This is a genomic window from Corynebacterium simulans, assembly GCF_001586215.1.
GTDB classification, from domain to species: domain Bacteria; phylum Actinomycetota; class Actinomycetes; order Mycobacteriales; family Mycobacteriaceae; genus Corynebacterium; species Corynebacterium simulans.
Window position 1 is genome coordinate 1,240,011 of sequence record NZ_CP014634.1, and the last position, 19,987, is coordinate 1,259,997.

Below are 19,987 nucleotides of genomic sequence, written 5' to 3' on the forward strand. Positions count from 1 at the left end.
CTCCTAGAACGTCTCGTCCAAGTCATCGAGGGACGGCGTCTGGCTGTGGCGGCCAAAGCTAAAGCCGGTGGAACCCTCGCCGGCGCTGTGGCGGCCCGGCTGCACCTGCGAAGCATTGTTGAAAGAGTCCATGTGGTCGGTTTCGTCCAGCCCACTGAGCGCATCTGCGAAGGAAGGTAAAGCAGCTTCCGTCTCCGGCTGCGCTTCCTTTGGCAGCAAGTATTTGAAATCGGTGATGCGGCCGAACTGCACCACGGTCAAAGAACGCGAAAGCTGGCTGGTTAGCGCGGTATTGCTATCGACCTCGATGATGCGAGTGCGGGAAGGATCGATCTCGGTGTATCCATCGGAGGCGCCCAACGTGGTCAGCGATTCATTGCTGAAGGCCTGCATAGCGCCCTTTTCTTCGCTCATACCCGCCATGAACTGCTGGGTGGATTGCTCCTGCCTGCGGTTATCGTCCAAGAAGGTCACCTTGGACAGGAACTGCTGCATGCTGCCCGTCATTTGTGGATTGGTAATCGCACTGTGCCAGACCTGCGGCTTCAAATCTCGATCCGCCATCGCTGGGTGATCCAGGTTGCGAGCGATCATGTCCAGCGGCGACTTCGAATACTGGCCGCGCATGCCCCACATGGCGCTCGGCTGGATAGAGCCGTTGCCCACCTGGTGGCGCTCGAAGACAGAATTCATGTAATCCACGAGCCCACGCAAAGACTTATGAGCCCAGGCCTCAGAGAAGACGTGGGAACGAATTCCCTCGGCCATGCGGCTGGTTTCGTCGTCGGAGACCTTTGCCTTGCCGATGCGCGCGTTATCCGGCAAGCCGGATTCCGGGGTGCGCAGGTGGTCACTGGTGGTGGACTTCAAGCCGAATGGCGCATAGATTGCGCGACCCAGAACTGAAGACCAGCTCAGGAACTGACCATATGCATTGATGTTGCGGTCGATGTCTCCCGCTGCGAGCACGATGTTGCGCGCGGCAATCTCCTGGTTCTGGCGGTTGAGCTTTTGCCTTTGCACGTAATCGTAGATTTCGCGCTGCGCCTTGGTGAAGGCAAGCCAGGAACAAACCAGGAACAAGGCGATGGAAACAATGACGCCGAGGGTGGTCCACTTCCAGTCCAGGGTGGGCATGGAATCCCAAATCCGCAAGTCGCTGTTGTAGTGCGAGATGCACAGGTAAATGAGCACGAGCAAAATCGCGCCTAGCACGCCCCACATAGCACGCAGCTTGGTGGTCAGCTTGCGGTTTTCGGCGTTGAAGTCACGCTCGGCAAAGCCCTTGGCTTCCTCGCTGAGCTGGCGGGCGACGTCTTCGAAGTGCGCCTCGCGCTGGCGTGCGGAATGCAGGCTTGCGGCCAAACCAGAGCCGACCTTCCATGCGAAGGTTTCCTGGTGCTGGTTACGCCATGCCGCGAATTGCTGCTTTTTACGGTTGATCTCAGTGTTTTGTGTGCTCTGGCTAGTCCACTCCAGGTCAGCCGCGAACTTCTCCGCAGCGAGTGGATCGAAAGGTGCAATCGTTGCCTGCGCCTCGTTTTCATAGCCCACCGTGCGGTTCATCAGCGGGTGGAAACCACGGAAGGATTGGCTGACATCGGGCACGGACTGCTTGCCGTGCTGGACAATGAGCACGTCCTGATTATTGCCCTTCGGCGGGGCGAAGTTGGCGTTTTCCTTCCACTGACCATCGACTAAGCCCAGCGCAAAGTCATGATAGGCCTCCCACATGCCAGCCAGCTGCGGGGTATCACCAACGTCGAATTGGACCTTCTGGGCTTCATTCAGCGTCCGGTTATTCTTCTGCTGCATCTGTGCGATGGATACAGCATTCTCGCCCTTGCCGGAATGGCCATCCAAAACCACCTCCATGTTGGAATTGCGGCCATAGAGAAGATTCTGCAGGAACGAGGCGGTTGCGCTGTTTACGGCACCGCGCCGGTCGTTGACCCAATCCTGCGGCTTGCCGATGACGGTTGCCCAGTACAGGCGCAGGTTATCGCGCAGCGCAGCCCACGCGCCGATCTTCTGCGTCTTCGGGGTCTCCAGCGGGATTTCCTGGGAAATCAGGCTGCCACCAAAAGCGTGAAAGAGGGTATCCGCGTAGTGCTGCGTAAGCGCGTTCGGATCGGTAGCGTGCTCGGTGTAGCTGGTGTTATTCACGCGGGTACGCGGCAGGCGATTATTCGGATTGAATACTCGGTCCTTGACCTCATTTTCGACCTCGCTGGCATCGATAGTGCGGTGGAAAGCACGCACGAGGCGGAAGTTTTCCCAATTTCCGGTTTCCATCAGCCGGCCCGACTCGGCCTCGAATACAGCTGCCTCCGGCATTCCGCGCCACAGGCCGAAGATGGATGCCACGGCAGGAGCTGCGAACTGTGCCAAGGCAAAGCCATCTTCGCTGCGCATGATGGGGCGAATATGCGAAGCGGAAGGAGTGCCGCCCTCTTCTGGGGAAAGCACCAGGTTCTCCCACACCTGCAGCGGCTCAATGTGTGCCGGCTGCAAAGGCAAGGTGGTCAGCAACAGGCGAACGCGCTGGTTCGAGGCCTGGACGATGCGCGAATCCACGGCCGCCGCCCACCGCGACAAAGCGTCTGGCTGCAAGGAATCACTTTCATCCAGCGTATCGATGACCACGAGGAGCATATCGCCTTCGTAGTTGCGCAGAGACTCATCGAGAGTGGCAATACGTGGGTTTCCCTCGGCGTCGAAGAAGCGTACTGCGGCTGCCGACGTCGGTTGGGTGTAGTCCACCCACATGAAGTTCTGCAGCAAGCCAACAGCTCGCAGGTCGAAAAGGCGGGAACGAATCTCATCGGCCGTGGCGCCGTGTCCAAAGAACAGTACGTTAGTCATTAGAAGGTGTCATCCAAGTCGGTGAGGTTGAATTCAGGCTCAAAGCGCGGGGTCTGGCTGGAAGAATCCCGGCTCGCGGGAGCCTCAAAAGTATCGGGCGTTTCAGCGACGGTCTTTGCCTGGCCCAGCAGATCGCGGATGCGCTGCGCCATGACGACGACGTCCGGCGCCAAGTCACGGTAGTACGGCGTAGCGGAGGCGACGTCGCGGCGGCGAATGTTTGCAAATGGCTTGTCATCCATGCCTTGGCCCGGCAGAGAATTCATTCCACCCGGAATGAAGTGATCTGCGCCGCGGACGAACTTATCGAGCTCCGCAACGAAGGATTCATAACGATCCTGGATGCTGGAGCCGACGACGCCGCGGCCCGGCACGGTGCCATCACGCAGGAAGGCCGCCAGACGGTGAACCAGTGGGTGCGTCGAAGCACCAGAGTGCGCAAAGTCCTGGCCGTCGTCGTAAAGCCCGCGCAGCAACTGGTACGGGTACAAGGAAGAGGCAAAGCCGTATGCGCCGTTCTTTTGTACCCTCGCGTACGCGATGAAGATGGACTCAAGCACGGAAGACATCCAGTCGGACTTCTTAACCATGCGGCGCGGGGAAATCAGCATCGGGTTCGGGAAAGGTACCCAATCGCCTACGCCATTGGCGGTGTCGTCGTAGATATGTGCCGCGGCGTTATCGGAATCCGGGTTGGATATGTGGATCCGGCCGGTAATGCGGCCGATGATCCAACCTGCCACCATGGCCTGACGCTCGGTCTCAGTCAGCGGCAGAGCCGCCGCGAGCGGACGGGTACGACGCTCCGACCAGTAGGAACCATCGAAGTTTTCTTGCTTATCGATGTCCTCGGCGATGTAGCCGAACATGGAAGAAAATACGATCGGCGAGTAGTTCGGGTAGGAACCGAAGATCTCGATGTGCTGTACCTGCTCGGACATGTTCAGCGAGTTACGCAACGCCACCTGCGATGGCTCGTCAATAGAAGGCGTAGAAAGCAGCTCGCTCAGGCGTGGAACGATGCCGGTTTCTTCGCTGCCCAAAGCCTCGAAAGGAATATCAGAGAAGGAGTAGGTGTACTGCACGTCCTTGCCGTGGATGCGCTGGACCATGTCGCTGGACACGGCAGCCAACGGGCGGGCGTAGCTCAGCGCCATCTGGAAGGCGCTGACGAAGCGGTCAATGCGCTGGGAGTGCTCCACCTCGTTGATATCCGGGGTCAGCGTCAGGTAGCTGCGCAGATCCACGGAGTTGAACTTGTAGAACTCATAGTCGCGGCGGTTAATCCACGCACGGGAGCGCTCCAGCAGATCTGCCGGGCGGATGCGCGAACGGTACTGTGCGCGCTGGGACTCGCGACGCTCCCCGGTCTGCGGATGCTGCGATAGGTGCTTGGATACCCAACCTGCACGGTTGCTGTATTCATCGTTGGTGCGCTTCTGCGGCGCCAGCGTATCCCGCGGTGCCTTGTTGGCATCTAGCGAATCCCACTCGCCGCGAATGACCGCACGCACCGCGAATGGGTAAGCCTGATCGTAATGTTGTACATCGGCAGTGGACTGCTGGCCCTGAATGGTGCGCAACATCTGGGTTTGGTAGTCGGTGATAAACGCGTTGACGTCGGTCAACATGATTTCGTTTTCCGCGCCCTTGAAGCGAGACTCAACGACCTCGTCTACTTCCTCCGGCCAGGCGTTGACCTCGTTGGTGCGAACGTCTGCCAGCTTGTTGGTCTCCGGGCGTGACTGTGCCGCCTTCTCGAGCACCTCATGGGCGTCGCCAAGCTCACGCTGCAGATGGAAGAGGTTCTCGTCGACGTAATCCTGCAGAACGTCCTGCAGAATATGCGCCGCAGCCAACAGGAAGTAGTGGTAGAACTGCTGGTGATAAAGGCCCAGTAGCGCGTTGACAGTCGGCGTTGGATCCGTCATCTGGCCCTTGCCGGTCAGCGGGCTAAGGATCGGCTCCGCGCCTTGCGGAAGCGCAAGCACGGCGAAGTTCTGGAAGGAATTAGAGAACTCGTTAAGCTGCGGCTGCAGGCGGTCGCCGCTGGCCAAGACGTCCTTGACGCGATCGAGCATCTCGCGAACATAAGGCAGGCCCACTGCCGCCAACTCGCCCTCGACCGTGCTCAAGACCTTGTCTGAGAAGAAGTTAGCGAAGCGATAGGTGGTGTCATACGCTGCCTGTTGGAGCATTCCCGCGATGTACTGCTGGTTCTGTGGATCGCTCAGGTTCTGCATGAGCTCTGCGCGCCACTCGTTAACGTTGCGCCCTTCCCCCACCGGGATGAAACTACGCAGGCTGCGCGCTGCGTTTTCGGCAGCTGGCTGGCCCATGCCGCCGAATACGGTGTTCAGCCAGTTATACGCGGAGTTCGGATCGATAGGTCCGCCCATCGCCCAGTTCGGATCCAACATCATGTCTTGGAAGCGGCCCGGCAGGCGCTCATCAAGGCGCTTTGCAATCTGCATCTCGCCGGCCTCTGGGTTGGCCTTGTCAAGGTGGCCGTTGAGCAAGCGATCGAAAGAACTACGGGCCAGGCGCTGTGCGGAATACTCAGCGAAGCGATCGCGGCCCATGGAAATCTGCGCATAACCCAGCGAACCCCACGGCAGGCGGGCCCACGGGGTACCGCCCTGGGACTGATCACGGTCCCAACCGAAGAAACGGCGGCCGCCGTCACCGGATGGGGTGTTGGTCAACGCATAAGAGACCAGGTTGTCAGACGCACGAGTCGAGGCCATCAAGCCGGCCAGCGCGCGGCCCAGGCCGCGGTAGATCGACATCGCGGAGCCATCGCCAAAGCGGGAGCCGGTGGTGCCCATCTTGGAACCGATGGGAAAGATTCGGCCGAAAGTCGGCCCCTCTGGCGGGGTGCCCATATCAAAGGCCTCGAAGATGGCGCGGTCATGCGCGGTGGAGTTACCCATCTGGGATGCAACGACCTCGCCGAACATGGCCAAGGAGTTGGGCCATGCGCCGGCCATGTCCTCTGCCTTATTGTCGGAGAAGATCTCCGGGGTGTACATGAAGACCAGCGTGCTGGTCGGATCGAGATTCTTGATGGTGGTCAGAACGCGGCAGACATCCAGGAACATCGAAGCGCCTGCGCCGCCTGCCATGGAGGAAACAACCAGCACAACCGGCGCGGAGGAACCAGTATCTGTGCGCTTCTTCGACTGCTTGTAATTGAGCTCGTTGAGCTCCTGGATAGCTTCCTGGGTAAACATCTCAGACACCGCCGCGTTCAATGCGTTGCGGATGTCCTTCAGGTGGCGCAGGGTCAGGATGCGGCCGATGGCGCGGTACTGGCCGGCGCCGTCGGCAAGCTTTGTGTCATTCGATTGCGGCGTACGCGAAGCCCACGTGGCGATCTCACCAAGCTTGCCGGAGCGGCCCAACGTTTCAGAGATACCAGCATCGAACTGGTTGTAATGCTGGCGTGAGCCGATACCCACATACTGACCGCCGCTTTGGGTAACGTTCGGCAGCTTCTGCGGGCCGGCCTCCTCTTCGAGGGGAACATCGATGTTCACAAACTGCCACGCCTTGGGCAGCTCGGTGATGTCTGGATCGATGGTGCGCAGCTCCGCCTTGAGCTGGTCCATGATAAAAGCCAAGGTCTTGGCGCCGGAGCCACCGCAGCCAACTACGAGGAACTTCTTCATCTGCTCTTAAAACCTTTCGGGATGTCTCTTTAAGTGTTCAACTTGTGCGTTCTGCTTGCGTTATGGTTCGGGCTAGTTGTTTCCGAAGGAAGGCCCCTGCGGCCATCCACCGTTGTTGCCGCGCGGCCCGTTGCCCGGCTGGCCGAAGCCGCCCTGGCCACCTGGTTGACCAAAACCACCTGGCTGGCCGCCCTGGTTACCCGGTTGGCCAAAGCCTCCCTGTTGGCCTGGCTGACCGAAGCCACCTTGGCCACCTGGCTGACCGAAGCCACGCTGCTGACCTGGCTGGCCCGGCTGCTGCACCTGGCCCGGCTGCCCCGGGAACTGCTGCACTGGAGCGTTAGCACCCGGCGCGTTCTGCGGCGCCTGTGCGCCTTGTGCGCCTTGCTCTCCCTTCGGGCCCTTCGGAGCCTTAGGCTCCTTCGGCGCTGGGAACTGCACCTGCTCGAAGAGCACCGGTGCGGAGCGGTTGATCTCCTCGGAAAGCTCGTCGTACTTTTCGGCATGTGCCATCGTGTCGACCGTCAAGACGATTTCGCCGCGATCCTTGTCATTAGCGTTGCCCACGAAGAACCAGTTGTTCTGAACTGCCAGCGGCAAGATGGCGCGGCCGCCAGACTGCTTGCCCTTTCCGGAGATGGAGCCGTCCTTTTCAACTTCCACATGGGCCGCGGTAAATGGGCTAAGGCCCATCTTTGCCTTCGCCTCGTACAGGCCCAGGTTTGCCCGGCGCGGCGCGGCGTCGACAGGCACTGCGCCCTGGAACTCCTCCTTGGAAACCGCAAACGGCTTGCCGGTATCCGTGCGGATGAGGCTCGTGCCTTCCTTCTTGACCGGAATCGTCTTCGCGAACATACGCGGGGACTCAGGGATGCGGCCGGAGAACCACTTCATGAAGTAAAGAACTGCCAGCGGAATCAAAAGACCCAAGAGGACCGCCAGCACGAAGGCAAGGCCGAAAGCGCTCTTGCTCAAAGGCGTGGTCATCGAGCCCTTGAGTTGCAAAGGCAGCTGCGCTTCCTGGTTATCTTCCGCAGACTGCAAGCTCAGCGTTGGCTTCAAAGCCAACGCGCCGTCTTCCATGTTCTCTGCAGAAAGGGTGATCGGCAGCGTCGCCTCTTCGCCCTCACCAAGCTCAAGCGCGTTATCCACGGAATCGTGCTTGGACGTAACCTTGAGCGCATCCACGCCCTTCGGCAGCGTGGCCTCATCAGCGCCGAAGCTTTGCTCCGTCAGCCACACCTTGCCCGGACCAGTTACCGGAACATCGACCGTGACTTCCTTTTCCGTCATCGACACCACCTGTGCCGAGCCGACGGAGGGCATGTTGACCGGGGTAATCGTCAGCGGAGTTTCACTCTTGATGGGGTTGAGCTTGGAGCCCGGCTGATTATCGACGCCCTTCGTGGTGATGTCCACGCTGGTCACCAGCTTGCCCGCGGCAACGTTTTCGACCTTGTCCAACGGGATATCCACCGCGTTGCCATCCACAATCGGGGCGTTTTCGAGCAGCGTTACTGGCTCGCCCTCTTCGGGGACGAACTCCGCGCGCAGCGTGCCTTGGCCTTCGAGCTTGCGCGGCTCACCGCCGCCGTCGACAAGCTGTGCCTTAATAAATTGGTCGGAGTTGATGCCGCCGCTTAGCTTCTCACCGTTTTCGCGCTGCAGGTTGAGGTTCAGACCCGGAATCATCACCATGGATGCTTGGTACTCACCCTCGGCGCCGCCCTCCAGCTTGTAGCCAAAGGTCCACTTGCCGGCCCAGCCATCGCCGCCCTTCTTCATCGCGACGTCGACCATGCCCGGCAGTCGGTCATTGGTGGTGATCTCCACGTCAGCGCCGGCGACCTTCTTGGTATCCGGCTTCAGCTCTACCGTTTGCCCATCAGGGCCGGTGAGGGTCGGGATGATCTTGCCTTCTTCCACGCTGGTCTTCGGAACCGCGGACAAGCGGACCGGATCGACCGAGTTATCCAGGAAGAAATCGAATTGCTCGGTAAACGTGCCTTCTTTGTTCAAGCCACCGGAGGTAGGGATGAGGTTACGGAAAGCCGCGAACAATGCGGCGGGATCCTCACCGCCGTTGAAGAAGGCACCGTTCGGTTCGCCTTGGCCACAGCCCGCGCCTTCAGCCAGGTCGGTGAGAAGCTCCGTCTGCTCCTTCGCATCGCGCGCCGGTACGAGACCGACGTTGAAGAGGCGGATATTGGACTGGCGGAATGCGGACACCGTGGAATCCGGGGTGCACAAAATGTTGCGGGCTGCTGCGTTGTCCTTACCGGTCTCAACGCCCACGTAGGCGCCGTCGGTGAAAAAGACAATGGCGCGGCAATCGCTGCCATCATGATCGCCGAATTCTTTGAGCGCGCCCGAGTAGGCCAAACCGTAGTCGGTCTCTAGGTCAGAGGTGCGCTCCTTGTTACGGAAAGCGTCAATCTCCTTGTCCAAGGCGCCGGCGTTTCCGGAAACATTGGTCCAGCCGCCGTACTCGCCGGCCTCGGAGTAATAGCCTGAACCGAATCCGGCAAGCTTGACATTGATATCCGCGCCGGCGTCCTTGCCTAGGTTGGCCAGCTGATTGACGATGTCCTTGGTGGCATCAACACGGAAGTGAGAGTCATCGGTGGCGGGTTCGCCTTCGTAACCGATGAGGGACTGCGACTGGTCGAGCACGAACAACAGGTCCGCGGATTTCTTATCCGCGATACACGAGCTAAAGTCCGCGAGGTTTTTCTGCGAGGTCTCAGAGAGGCTGCTCTCGGAGGCCTGCGGTGCTTTATCCTGTGGAGCCTGTTCTTGCGGTGCTTGTTCTGCCGGCGGGGCCGCCTCAGGTGCCGGGGCAGGCGCTGGCGCCTCTTGCGCGGAAGCTCCCAGAGAACCTGCGAAACCGCACAACAGTGCAGTGCTGCTGAGAGCGAGGAGACGATTTAGTTTTCGCATTAGGCGCCCATCACCTTTCCTACGTAGAAGGCGATCTCCACCGCGGAAGCGATCACAAGCAAGAAGCCGCCGATCATGACGAGGCGGTAGACCAGCGTCTGGCGCGTGTCCTCAATGTAGAAGCTTTCCGCTTGGCGCCGAGTATTTTGCAGGGTGTATAGGCCAAGGAGCACAAAGGCGACGATGCCGGCAAGCACCCAACCTGCGATGGCCAAGCCAAAGAAAAGGCCCTGGGTTGCAGTGGAGGCCAATGGCGCGGCGATTACCGCGATTAAGGAGAAAATAGCGGCCACACCAGCGGCGATGAGCAAAGGCCACGGCCCCTTGGTGGGCATGGCTGGAGTGGCTGGGCGCGAGCTGCGCGGCGCGCTGGGCTGCCCGCCTGGTGCGCCAAAACCCTGGCCGCCACCTTGTGCGGGGCCACCTGCGCCAAACGACGGCGCGCTTCCTCCTGGTTGATTCGGCGAACCGAAGCTAGGGGAACTTGGGAATCCGAACCTCGGGCCGGCTGCATTGTTAGGGCCGTTGTTGGGGCCGCTACCCGCTCCGGGGCGCGGACCGCCAAACTGGGGCGATGAGCCAGGCGAACCAAATGTCATAACTAATGACCTTTTCTCAAATAGCGCTCCCCCAGCCAAGAGAGCAGCCAGGGAAACCAAAGGGAACAAAATAGGCACAAGTGTTGCAAGCAAAAGAATGCCATACTTAAGGCCTCATTTCGCCTCTTCCTTGGGATTTACCCTCCACTACCCCAGCGCCACATCGATAATGCCGGATTCAGCTGCACATATCTCGCTGGATCTACCTTGAGGATCATTCCCCAGTCTCCCCTAAGATGTGTGAGCATTTCTGTTTTCTCAGGCCATAAGACAACGCCATAAGACGACGCCATAAGACGGCATGGCAAGATAACTGCCCATGACAGAAAAATCGGCAACCGCAACCACTTCCAGTGGCGAGAGCATCCGATTCATCCCGGTACAGTCCACGCTGTACCCGTGGCTGGTTACGGTGTTCGTCGTTACGTTCCTCATTTCCAACATCAATGCCACAAAGGGCGTCCAGCTCGGTCCGCTCATCACCGACGGCGCGTTCTTCTTATTCCCGCTGGCTTATATCGCAGGCGACGTCCTGTCCGAATGCTATGGCTTCAAGTCCACGCGGCGGGCGGTCTACATCGGATTCGTCATGGCGATTCTGGCCGCGGTGTGCTTCTATATCGCGATTTGGCTGCCAGCGGCGGATTTCTATGAAGGCCAAGAGGCCTTCGCCGCTACCTTGGGCCTTGTGCCGCAGATCCTCGCCGCTTCCTTGGCAGGCTACTTGGTGGGCCAGCTGCTCAATTCCTTCACGCTGACCCGCATGAAGGCAAAGTCCGGTGAACGCGGGCTCATCGGCCGTTTGGTGGCCTCAACCGTCGTGGGCGAGCTCGGCGATACTGTGTTGTTCTGCATCATCGCCGCACCAGTCATCGGCATTTCCACATTCAGCGGCTTTCTCAATTACGTAGTGGTCGGCTTCGTGTGGAAAACCCTCATCGAGGTGGTCATGCTGCCGCTAACCACCGTCGTCATCAAGTGGATTAAATCCCGCGAAGACTACGTTCCCAGCAGCTAACCCGCAAATACCCAGACCTAGAAACCCAGGGCTGGAACTGCAGCTTCCTGGTGAAAAGGGCGGCGTCGGCAAGCGCGAGAAAAGCCGAACAGGAGGTCTGCAGTTCCAGCCCTGGGTATTTGCGGAAAAGAGGCGGCGAGCGCAGGGAGGTAGCTTACTTGCCGGCGTAGTAGCGGCCCATGAACTCGTCGCGGTAGGCCTCGTAGTAGCCGCCGTCGATGGAGGCGCGGATGTTGTCCACCAAGCGGATCATGAAGGTAAGGTTGTGCATGGTGCACAGCGTGCCGGCCAGGAATTCGTTGGCCTTGAGCAGGTGGTGGATGTACGCGCGGGAATAGTTCTCCGAGACGTAGCCGCCGAACTCCTCGTCGATGCCCGTGAAGTCGCGCTTGAAGCGCGCACCCTTGAGGTTCAAGCGGCCATCGAGCGTGTACACGCCGCCGCGGCGGCCCAGGCGGGTCGGCGCAACGCAGTCGAAGGTGTCGGCACCAGCCTCGATCGCGGTAAACAAATCATCGGGCTCGGAAATGCCCAGCAGGTGACGCGGTTTATCCTCAGGAAGCTCGTCGCAGACCCAGCCCACGATGGTGCCCAGGTTCTCCTTCTCCAGCGCGCCGCCGATACCAAAGCCGCCGAAACCGCGCTTGCCGTCCGCCTCGGCAGCCTGGGAAAGCTCCACCAGACCGCGGGTGGCTTGGCGGCGCAGGTCCTCGTACTGCGCGCCCTGGACGACGCCCCATAGGGACTGGCGCGGCTTCTGCGGGCCACGCTCCTCGGTCAGGCGGTGGTGCTCGTCGAGGCAGCGCTGCGCCCAGCGGTGCGTTCGCGCGACGGATTCCTCCTGATAGGCACGGCTATCGATGAGGGTGGTCAGCTCATCAAAGGCGAACATGATGTCAGCACCCAAACCATGCTGAATCTGCATGGAGACCTCCGGGGTAAAGCGGTGCTTCGAGCCATCGATAACAGACTTAAAGTCCACGCCATCCTCGTCGACCTGCGCCATACGCTCCTTCTTGGCCGCGCGGATGTCCTTTTCGGTCAGGTTGGCCGTGTCCATGGCCAGGACCTTCTTGAATCCCACGCCAAGCGACATCACCTGGAATCCGCCGGAGTCCGTGTAGGTGGGGCCATGCCAGTTTTCAAAGGTCGCGACGCCGCCAGCCTCATCCACGATGTCGTGGCCCGGCTGCAGATAAAGGTGATAAGCGTTGGACAAGATAGCCTGCGCGCCCGTCTGGCGGATCTGCTCCGGGGTCAGGGTCTTAACCGTGGCCTTGGTGGCCACGGGGATAAAGGCTGGGGTCTGAATATCCCCGTGCGGTGTATGAATGGTGCCGCTGCGACCATGCTTGCCAGGACCAGCCTGGTCGAGGCGCGTGCGCACGTCGAAGCTCAGGTCAGTCTCTAGCTTGGGTGCAGGAAAAGGCGGCTGTTGCTCGATCATAGAGGCTAGTTTACGTGTTGCGTCGTATCCGCAGATGCGCCGCCATGCTCACGCTCCCACTCTTCTTCCAGAGCTGTGCCTTCGATGTCGAGGGAAGGCATGACCTTATCCATCCACTTTGGCAGCCACCAGGTCGCGCGGCCCAATAGGAACATCGTGGCGGGGACGAGGGACATGCGCACAAGGAAGGCGTCGAAAAGCACGCCTGCGGCAAGGGCGAAACCGAAGATCTGGATAAACGGCAGCGGCTGGTTAATAAACGCCACGAAGACCGAAATCATAATGATGGCTGCGGCCGTGACCACACGCGCGCCTTCGGTAAAGCCCGCGATGGTGGCCTCATCCACGGCGTTGTACTTGGTGCCATTGCCGCGTGGATAACGCGCGATGTGCTCGCGCATGCGGGTAACCAGGAAGACCTGATAATCCATGGCCAAGCCGAAAGTCACGCCGATCAGGAAGATAGGCATGAAGGAAATCAGCGGACCAGGCGCCGGAACCAGGCCGAAGAGGCCGTCCTGCCACACCAGAACCGTAAGGCCGAAGGCCGCGCCCACTGAGAGCAGGAAGCCCAAGCCAGCCACCACGGGGACCAAGACCGAGCGGAAGACTAGGAAGAGCAACAGGATGGCCAAGCCCACCACGATGGCGAGGTAAGGCAGCATGGCAGCCTCCAAGCGCTCAGTAATATCCAGCTGCACGGCGGTCAGGCCAGTCATGCCGATTTCCGCGCCGGTGACCTCGCCCAAGCGCTCGTTCTCTGCACGCAGAGCCGACGCCGTGCCGACGGTCGTGGGATCCGTCGGGCCTGTGGTCGGTGCGACCATGATCTGTGCCGCGGTCTGATCAGAGTTGAGGCCAACGATCTGTGCGTGCTTCACGCCGCCGACCTGGTTAAGTTGCTGGGTCGCGTACATGAAGGAGGCGAAAGTTGCCTTCTTTTGTTGGTCTTCGCCTTCTTGACCCTGGATCAGCGGCTGGAGGGCTGGCGCATCCGGGTTGGCTTCCTCACCGTTGACGATGACCAGGAATGGACCATTGACGCCTGCGCCGAAGCCTTCGGCCAGCAGGTCCGCGGACTTGCGCTGGGTGGTATCCGGATTCGAGCTGGTATCCGCCGGCAGCGCGAGCTCCATGTCCAACACCGGGGCGCTCAACGCGCCAAGACCCAACACGACCACGGCCATGACCAGGCCCGGGGCCTTCTGCACCGCACGCACCCAGCGGTTGCCCATGGTGGCGCCCTTACGGCGATTGCCCTTCCTATTCGGGTTGCCGGCGATGCCGGGGATTCGACCGGCAAAGGCTTTATCGCCGGCCAGGCCAAGCAGCGCCGGCACCAGGGTCAGCGCGACGAGCACCGCCATGAACACGGTGCCCGCGGCAGCCAAGCCCATGGCGGTGAGGAAGCCAATCTTGGCCACGATGAGGGCGAAGAGCGCCACGAAGACCGTGGCGCCGGCGAAGACCACGGAGGAACCTGCCGTGCCCACCGCCATGCCGGCGGCTTCGGGCCCATCCATCCGCGAGCGCTCCTGGCGGTAGCGCGACATGATAAACAGCGCATAGTCGATGCCCACGGCCAGGCCAATCATGATGGCCAGGACCGGGGTCAAGTTATTGAGCTCAATCCAGTGCGTGGCAATCATGACGCCGAGCGCGCCCAGGCCCACGCCCACGACGGCCGAGATCAGCGGCATGCCCGCCGAAACCAAGGAGCCGAAGGTAAAGATAAGGACGAGGAAGGCCACGCCCAGGCCGATGATCTCCGAGGTGGAGTTGACCTTAATCTCATCGCCAAAGCCCGCGCCGCCAGCCTCGACCGTTAGCCCCTTCTCGCGGCCCAGCTCCATCGCCGCGGTGACGACGTCCTTGTCTTCTTGCTCAACGGTGTAGGAGCTTTCCGCATCGAAGTTGAAGGTGGTATAGGCGATGGTCTCGTCCTCATTAACCATCGCGAGGTTATCCGCATCCTTGCGAGCGGTCTCTTCCGGCAGGCCCATCGAGGTGAATTGTTCGATAACTTGCTGCTGCAAAGTCGGCGATACGTCGAGCGGGTTGCCCCAGCGTTGCTGGTCCTTGATGCCGAGCTCGTTGGTGATCTGATCGACCACCTGCTGCATCGCTTCCTTATTTTGCGGGTCAGAAAGCTTCTGCCCCTCGGGTGCTTGGAAAACCAGGTTCACCGAAGGCGCGCTGGCCAAATTGCCGCTTTCCGGGAAAAGCTCGGCGGCGCGGTGGGTAGCGTCAATCGCCGGCGTGCCCTTGATGGAGTACTCCGAAGTCATGGGCTTCATCAAGGCAATCGTGGCGCCCACAGCGGCCACAAAGATCACAAGCCACGCGATGATCACTTTCCACCTGTTGAGGAAGGACCAGCGCCCAAGACGGTACAAGAGTTTTGCCACAGGAGTTACCTTCTGTCTCGTTGATTAACTTCGCCCAGTCTAGCGGCCAGCCGCTGGCAGCTAAAACAAGAAAAGCCGTGGAGCAATTACTTGCCCCACGGCTTTCGCTATGGCGGTGGCGGCGGGATTTGAACCCGCGGTTGGGGGTTACCCAACATTCGCTTTCGAGGCGAACACCTTCGGCCGCTCGGACACGCCACCGTGGTCTAGGTTACGTGTTGAAGCGCGCGGCACAAAATCCCGCCGGATTTACTTGTCCTTCAGGCCGCCAATAACCTCGTTGGCCTTGTCCTTTACGCCCTCGACAGCGTCAGAGACTTTGTCCTTAGCCTGGGAAGTAACCTGGTCTGCCTTGCCCTCGTTAGCAAGATCCTCGTTGTCGGTTGCGTTTCCCGCAGCTTCCTTTGCCTTACCTACTAGGTCGTCCTTCTTGTTTTCGAAATCGCCCATGTTATTTCTCCTTTTTGTTTGCGGTGACCCCATCCTACGCAATGTCAGCGCAGCTCGCCGAAGAAGCCGGTGAGCAGTCCGGCGCATTCTTCCTCGCAAACTCCGGCGCGCACTTCGGGCACGTGCAGGGCACCGGGGGCACGCAGGACATCGACAAGCGAGCCACACGCGCCCGTCTTCGGTTCGAAAGCACCAAAGACCACGGAAGCCACGCGGGCCCCCTGGATAGCCCCGGCACACATCGCGCACGGCTCAAGGGTGACCACAAGTTCGCAGCCTTCTAAGCGCCAGCCATCGCCATGCTTGGCGACGGCCGCGCGAATCGCCTCCACTTCCGCATGTGCGGTGGGATCGCCGCGCTGCTCCCGGCGGTTGACGCCGGTGGAAAGCTCGTTGCCGGCGGCGTCGTAAAGCACCGCTCCTACCGGGATGTCTCCCGCGGGTGTCTGGCGTGCCACCTCGAGCGCGCGGCGCATGCGCGCCTCGGCGCTGGCCAAGCCTTGGGATTTAAGCAATGATCTCTTCGAGCTCGTCACCGAAGCCTAAATCGCCCGCGATGCGCAGGAGCATATCGGAGGGCCAATCTTCGTCATTGTCGATGATGTAGCCCAACTGATCTTCACTGAGCCCAAGATCAGCAAAGATATCGAAGTCGCCGTCGCCATAAGGATCTGGATCCTCGTCGTCGTCAACGATTTCGGGAAAGTCAAGGTCGCGCAGCTCCAGGAAGTCTGCGGCAAAATCATCCTCGTCGGCATATGTGGCGTCAGAGATCAGCATGCGCACATCTCCCGGCACTGGGCGTACGACAACGAAGTATTCATCCTCTACGCACAGCAGCGCGAAGGCCGCGCCCTCGGAGCGCAGCGCGCGCACCGCGCTGATGGAGGTGTTGATGTCCTCGAAGTCGTCATTAAACTCCCGAACCACCCATTGCCCCTCATTGCGGGCAACGGTAACTGCGAAGGAGATGTTGTCATCACTCATACCTCGTGAGATTAGTCGTGTTGTGCCAGAATTGTCACCGTGAGTTCTCAAGACGTTCAACGACCCGTATGCATCATCGGCCTAGGCCTTATTGGCGGTTCCCTGCTGCGCGATCTCGTGGCAAGCAAACACGCAGTATATGGCTATAATCACTCGACTTCCGGTGCCCGCAGCGCCATCAAAGCGGGCTATGACGTCACCGATGACCTGCAGGCAATTTTGACCCGCGCGGAGGCAGACAATGCACTAATCGTCATCGCTACCCCGATGAAAGCGGTCGCTTCGGTCTTGGACGAGATTCAACAGCACGCGCCGAGCTGTGGCATCACGGACGTAGTTTCCGTGAAGACTGAGGTGCGTGATCTCTTCTTGGAGCGCGGCATGGAATCGCGCTACGTGGGCGGCCACCCGATGGCCGGCACTCAAAACTCAGGCTGGGACCACTCGCAGACCAAGCTCTTTAAGCGTGCAGCATGGGCAATTACCTATGACTACGCCGCCGAGTGCGAGGCCCGCGGGGAGCGCATCCCGAAGAAGTGGATTGAGACCTTCTCCGATGTGGTGCGTATGACGCAGATGGTGCACGCCGAGGCCGTCCCCGTGCGCGTGGCAAATCACGATGCCGCGGTGGCGCGCATTTCTCACCTGCCGCACGTCTTCGCTGAAACCCTCGCTGTGGTGGGCGACAACGGCGGCATCCTCGCGCAATCACTGGCCTCGAGCTCTTTCAAGGACGGCACCCGCGTGGCCGGTACCACCCCGGAGCTGGTGCGGCAGATGTGCGAGACCAACGCACCCGCGCTTGTCGACGCCCTCGATGAAGCACTGCAGCTCCTGCAGGCCGCGCGCGACTCTCTCGCCGCTGAGCAGCCCTCTGTTGCTGAACTCGCGGAGAATGGCTTCCGCGCCCGCACCCGCATTGAGGCACGCTCCGGCGCCCGCAAGGAATCGGTCTCCCCGGTCAAGATTTCCTCGCGGCCGGTACTGCGCCTGCACCCGGGTGGCCCGAACTGGGTGGCGCAGCTGCGTCAGTCGGAGTCTTTGGGCGGGCGAATCGAGATTTTCTAGCCCCGTCTAGTCTTCTAGGCCTGTCTAGGCTTCCCGCCCTGTCTAGCCTTCCCGCCCCGTCTAGTCACGGAACGTATCGTCGCGCCGCTTGCGGGACTTCGATTCATCCCTGCTCACCGCAAGGATGGGAAGTCCCAGAAAGCCCAGTGCGAGCCCAATCGGGAAAAGCACCAGCATTCCCGAGGCAACCCACAGCACCACGCCGAGGATTGCGCCCGCTACCAAGCAGGGCACGAGTTTGTTGTTGTTCACGCTCACCTTTCTAGTTCCCGTAGCGAAGGCAAACTTTTTACTGGCCATGAAGCTAAGCACCTAAAAATGAGGTCTCGTAAAGCGGTTCCGGTCTCATCGTACGCCGCGGCCTCTCTCGCAGCAGCTTCCGCGCCCCGCAGGTCTTTCGCACGGCACCAGGTTCTCTGCACGGCACCAGGTTCTCTGCACGGCCCCTGCGGCTGCAAATCGCAAATGGTGAGGTCGACCCGCAACGGAAGTGGCTGGTGTTAACGCCCGTGGCTGGTGAGCGGTCACCTCACCATCTACACCTCACCATTTGACTGGCTGGCCTCACCATTTGACTCCGCGCCGCCGCCAAGAGCCACCAAGCGCCTCCTTCGCGCCACCCATACAAAACGAAAATCTCGCGGCCTCCAAGAAGGAAACCGCGAGAAAATTTTGTGCGCCCGGAGGGATTCGAACCCCCAACCTTCTGATCCGTAGTCAGATGCTCTATCCGTTGAGCTACGGGCGCTAACCGCTACTGCGTTTGATTGCTGTGCAATCTCTCGCTGCAACGTGGATTAACTATAGTGCCGTTCTTTAAAGGCGGCAAATCGCCAGGCCAACACACGTTTTTACGCGTTGTTAACCTGTCGATAACTGCACTTAAACACCAGCCTTTAAAGCACCAGCCCAAAGACCGGCACGGCCAGCAGGTAGACCGTGAGAGTAATCAGCACGCAGCCAATGAGGTTGAGACCGACGCCGCCCTTGATCATGTCGCCAATCTTCACGTAACCCGATCCGTATGCGATGGCATTCGGCGGGGTTGCCACCGGCAGCATGAACGCGCAGGTTGCCGCGAGCGCCACCGGAATGGTCAGCAGCAGGATGTTGATCTCGCCGCCCTCGGTCAGGCCAATGCCAACCGCAACGCCGCCCATGATGGGCAGGAAGGTCGCCGCCGTTGCCGTGTTGGAGGTGATCTCGGTCAGGAAAAGAACCAGCAGCGCAACTGCTGCGATGAGCAGCACCGTGGGCAGGCCGCCGAGACCCTTAGCCATCTCGCCGATCCACAGAGATAGGCCCGAGTTGTTAAACATCGCGGACAGAGACAGGCCACCACCAAAGAGAAGCAGGACGTCCCACGGCATCTCATTCGCGGTCTTCCAGTCCAGCAGGCGCACGCCGGTCTTGGCGTCGGCTGGGATGATAAACAGCAGCAGGCCGGCAGCAATACCGACGATGGCATCGTCGTAGTTTGAGTCCTCGCCAACCAAGAAAGGAACGACCACCCAGGCGATAGCTGCGCCTAGGAAGATGATGCCGGTGAGAATCTGCGGAGCAGTCCACGGACCAAGAGCTGCGATTTCGCGGTCAATTAGCTCCTTGCCGCCAGGAATACGGTCCATCTCCGGCTTGAAGATGGTCACCAACAACAGCCATGCGATAAACAGGAAGATAACTGCCAGCGGCATTCCCACGATCATCCACTTGCCAAAGCCGAGGACGATGTCGTGAGATTCCTTCATATATCCGGCCAACAGAGCGTTCGGCGGAGTACCGATCAGCGTGCCCAGGGAGCCAATGGACGCGGAATACGCAATGCCCAGCATCAGCGCCGTTGCAAACTTCTTCTGCTTGGCCATGCCACCCACGGTGTCTGCGGTCAGCGCCAGCACGGAGGTACCGATAGGCAGCATGACTACCGCGGTCGCCGTATTTGAGACCCACATGGACAAAAAGCCGGTTGCCAGCATAAAGCCAGCACAATGCGCTTTGGCGAGGTGCCAACCACCTTCACCACCGCCAGGGCCATGCGGCGGTGCAAGTTCCAACGCTGCAACGCGAGCGCAATGAGGAAGCCACCCATAAACAAGAAGATCGTCGCCGAAGCATAAGGCGAGCCAACTTCCTTAATGGTGCCCACGCCGGCCAGCGGGAAGATAACCAAAGGCAAAAGTGCCGTAGCTGCCAGCGGAATTGCTTCGGTCATCCACCACACGCCCATCAGGATGGTCACCGCCGCAACCGCGCGAATCGCGCCATAAGTATAGGTTTCCTCTGGGTCCGCGCCCGAGGATTGCAGCACGGTATCCACCGCATTCGACGGAAAAATAAACCACACCAGGGCGGCCAGCGCTAAGCCTAGAAACAGGCCTATAAGCATGCGGCGCCATTCACGCTTGGCGACGCCGTGATCTTCTTCGCCTTCTACGTGAGCTGTTGATTCATGTGTTTGCGGGGTCGTCATTCAGTTCTCCTTGCCAAACCTTCTAGCACGCGGGGATAAGCAAAATGCGAACCATGCAATACCC

General features: G+C 60.2%; 12 protein-coding genes, 2 tRNA genes and 1 pseudogene. 2 read left to right on the top strand and 13 right to left on the bottom strand.

What is annotated here, in order from left to right; all coding sequences use genetic code 11:
- Positions 1–3: 3 nt before the first annotated feature.
- From WM42_RS05815 to WM42_RS13645, 4 genes are all read right to left on the bottom strand, one after another.
- On the bottom strand, positions 4–2,865 hold the full coding sequence (locus tag WM42_RS05815) for a hypothetical protein (protein ID WP_062036230.1): 2,862 nt from the start codon (positions 2,863–2,865) through the stop codon (positions 4–6).
- On the bottom strand, positions 2,865–6,536 hold the full coding sequence (locus WM42_RS05820; protein WP_062036232.1) for a tubulin-like doman-containing protein: 3,672 nt from the start codon (positions 6,534–6,536) through the stop codon (positions 2,865–2,867). The genes WM42_RS05815 and WM42_RS05820 overlap by 1 nt, the downstream gene beginning before the upstream one ends.
- 72 nt (positions 6,537–6,608) lie before the next feature.
- Positions 6,609–9,476, bottom strand: coding sequence for a vWA domain-containing protein (locus WM42_RS05825; protein ID WP_062036234.1), 2,868 nt, complete (start codon positions 9,474–9,476; stop codon positions 6,609–6,611).
- Complete coding sequence (locus WM42_RS13645) at positions 9,476–10,075, bottom strand: hypothetical protein (RefSeq protein WP_235591328.1); 600 nt, start codon at positions 10,073–10,075, stop codon at positions 9,476–9,478. Before WM42_RS13645 ends, WM42_RS05825 begins: the two co-directional genes overlap by 1 nt.
- Positions 10,076–10,394: 319 nt before the next feature.
- Here WM42_RS13645 and WM42_RS05835 point away from each other — a divergent pair, with 319 nt between their 5' ends.
- Complete coding sequence (locus tag WM42_RS05835) at positions 10,395–11,093, top strand: queuosine precursor transporter (RefSeq protein WP_062036237.1); 699 nt, start codon at positions 10,395–10,397, stop codon at positions 11,091–11,093.
- A gap of 154 nt (positions 11,094–11,247) precedes the next feature.
- On the opposite strand, the gene tgt is transcribed toward WM42_RS05835, so the two are convergent.
- The 6 genes from tgt to WM42_RS05865 all read right to left on the bottom strand — a co-directional run bounded on the left by tgt (position 11,248) and on the right by WM42_RS05865 (position 16,385).
- Positions 11,248–12,540, bottom strand: coding sequence for a tRNA guanosine(34) transglycosylase Tgt (gene tgt / locus WM42_RS05840; RefSeq protein WP_061920062.1), 1,293 nt, complete (start codon positions 12,538–12,540; stop codon positions 11,248–11,250).
- 5 nt (positions 12,541–12,545) lie between these two features.
- Positions 12,546–14,948: an MMPL family transporter gene (locus tag WM42_RS05845; RefSeq protein WP_062036239.1), complete on the bottom strand. Its 2,403-nt coding sequence runs from the start codon at positions 14,946–14,948 to the stop codon at positions 12,546–12,548.
- Between the two features lie 110 nt (positions 14,949–15,058).
- Positions 15,059–15,149: transfer RNA gene (locus WM42_RS05850), tRNA-Ser, on the bottom strand.
- A 48-nt stretch (positions 15,150–15,197) separates the two neighbouring features.
- Positions 15,198–15,398 (bottom strand): CsbD family protein, encoded by a 201-nt coding sequence (locus WM42_RS05855; RefSeq protein WP_061920058.1) that lies wholly within the window; start codon positions 15,396–15,398, stop codon positions 15,198–15,200.
- Positions 15,399–15,442: 44 nt separating this feature from the next.
- Positions 15,443–15,874: a nucleoside deaminase gene (locus WM42_RS05860; protein ID WP_046645837.1), complete on the bottom strand. Its 432-nt coding sequence runs from the start codon at positions 15,872–15,874 to the stop codon at positions 15,443–15,445.
- 31 nt (positions 15,875–15,905) lie between these two features.
- Positions 15,906–16,385, bottom strand: coding sequence for a tRNA adenosine deaminase-associated protein (locus WM42_RS05865; RefSeq protein ID WP_061920056.1), 480 nt, complete (start codon positions 16,383–16,385; stop codon positions 15,906–15,908).
- A gap of 39 nt (positions 16,386–16,424) precedes the next feature.
- On the opposite strand from WM42_RS05865, the gene WM42_RS05870 reads away from it, so the two are divergent.
- Positions 16,425–17,453 (top strand): prephenate dehydrogenase, encoded by a 1,029-nt coding sequence (locus tag WM42_RS05870; protein WP_062036240.1) that lies wholly within the window; start codon positions 16,425–16,427, stop codon positions 17,451–17,453.
- Between the two features lie 60 nt (positions 17,454–17,513).
- Here the strand turns inward: WM42_RS05870 and WM42_RS05875 are convergent, their stop codons facing one another.
- From WM42_RS05875 to WM42_RS05885, 3 genes and pseudogenes are all read right to left on the bottom strand, one after another.
- Complete coding sequence (locus WM42_RS05875; protein WP_235591329.1) at positions 17,514–17,705, bottom strand: hypothetical protein; 192 nt, start codon at positions 17,703–17,705, stop codon at positions 17,514–17,516.
- A gap of 423 nt (positions 17,706–18,128) precedes the next feature.
- A tRNA-Arg gene (locus tag WM42_RS05880) sits at positions 18,129–18,201 on the bottom strand.
- A gap of 148 nt (positions 18,202–18,349) precedes the next feature.
- A pseudogene (locus WM42_RS05885) lies at positions 18,350–19,923 on the bottom strand (SLC13 family permease).
- Between the last annotated feature and the right edge of the window lie 64 nt (positions 19,924–19,987).

Coding starts and splice junctions, on each gene's coding strand:
- WM42_RS05860 (WP_046645837.1), bottom strand. CDS start 15,874: ATGCGCCGCGCGCTCGAGGTGGCACGCCAGACACCCGCGGGAGACATC.
- WM42_RS05855 (WP_061920058.1), bottom strand. CDS start 15,398: ATGGGCGATTTCGAAAACAAGAAGGACGACCTAGTAGGTAAGGCAAAG.
- WM42_RS05865 (WP_061920056.1), bottom strand. CDS start 16,385: ATGAGTGATGACAACATCTCCTTCGCAGTTACCGTTGCCCGCAATGAG.
- WM42_RS05815 (WP_062036230.1), bottom strand. CDS start 2,865: ATGACTAACGTACTGTTCTTTGGACACGGCGCCACGGCCGATGAGATT.
- tgt (WP_061920062.1), bottom strand. CDS start 12,540: ATGATCGAGCAACAGCCGCCTTTTCCTGCACCCAAGCTAGAGACTGAC.
- WM42_RS05835 (WP_062036237.1), top strand. CDS start 10,395: ATGACAGAAAAATCGGCAACCGCAACCACTTCCAGTGGCGAGAGCATC.
- WM42_RS05825 (WP_062036234.1), bottom strand. CDS start 9,476: ATGCGAAAACTAAATCGTCTCCTCGCTCTCAGCAGCACTGCACTGTTG.
- WM42_RS13645 (WP_235591328.1), bottom strand. CDS start 10,075: ATGACATTTGGTTCGCCTGGCTCATCGCCCCAGTTTGGCGGTCCGCGC.
- WM42_RS05820 (WP_062036232.1), bottom strand. CDS start 6,536: ATGAAGAAGTTCCTCGTAGTTGGCTGCGGTGGCTCCGGCGCCAAGACC.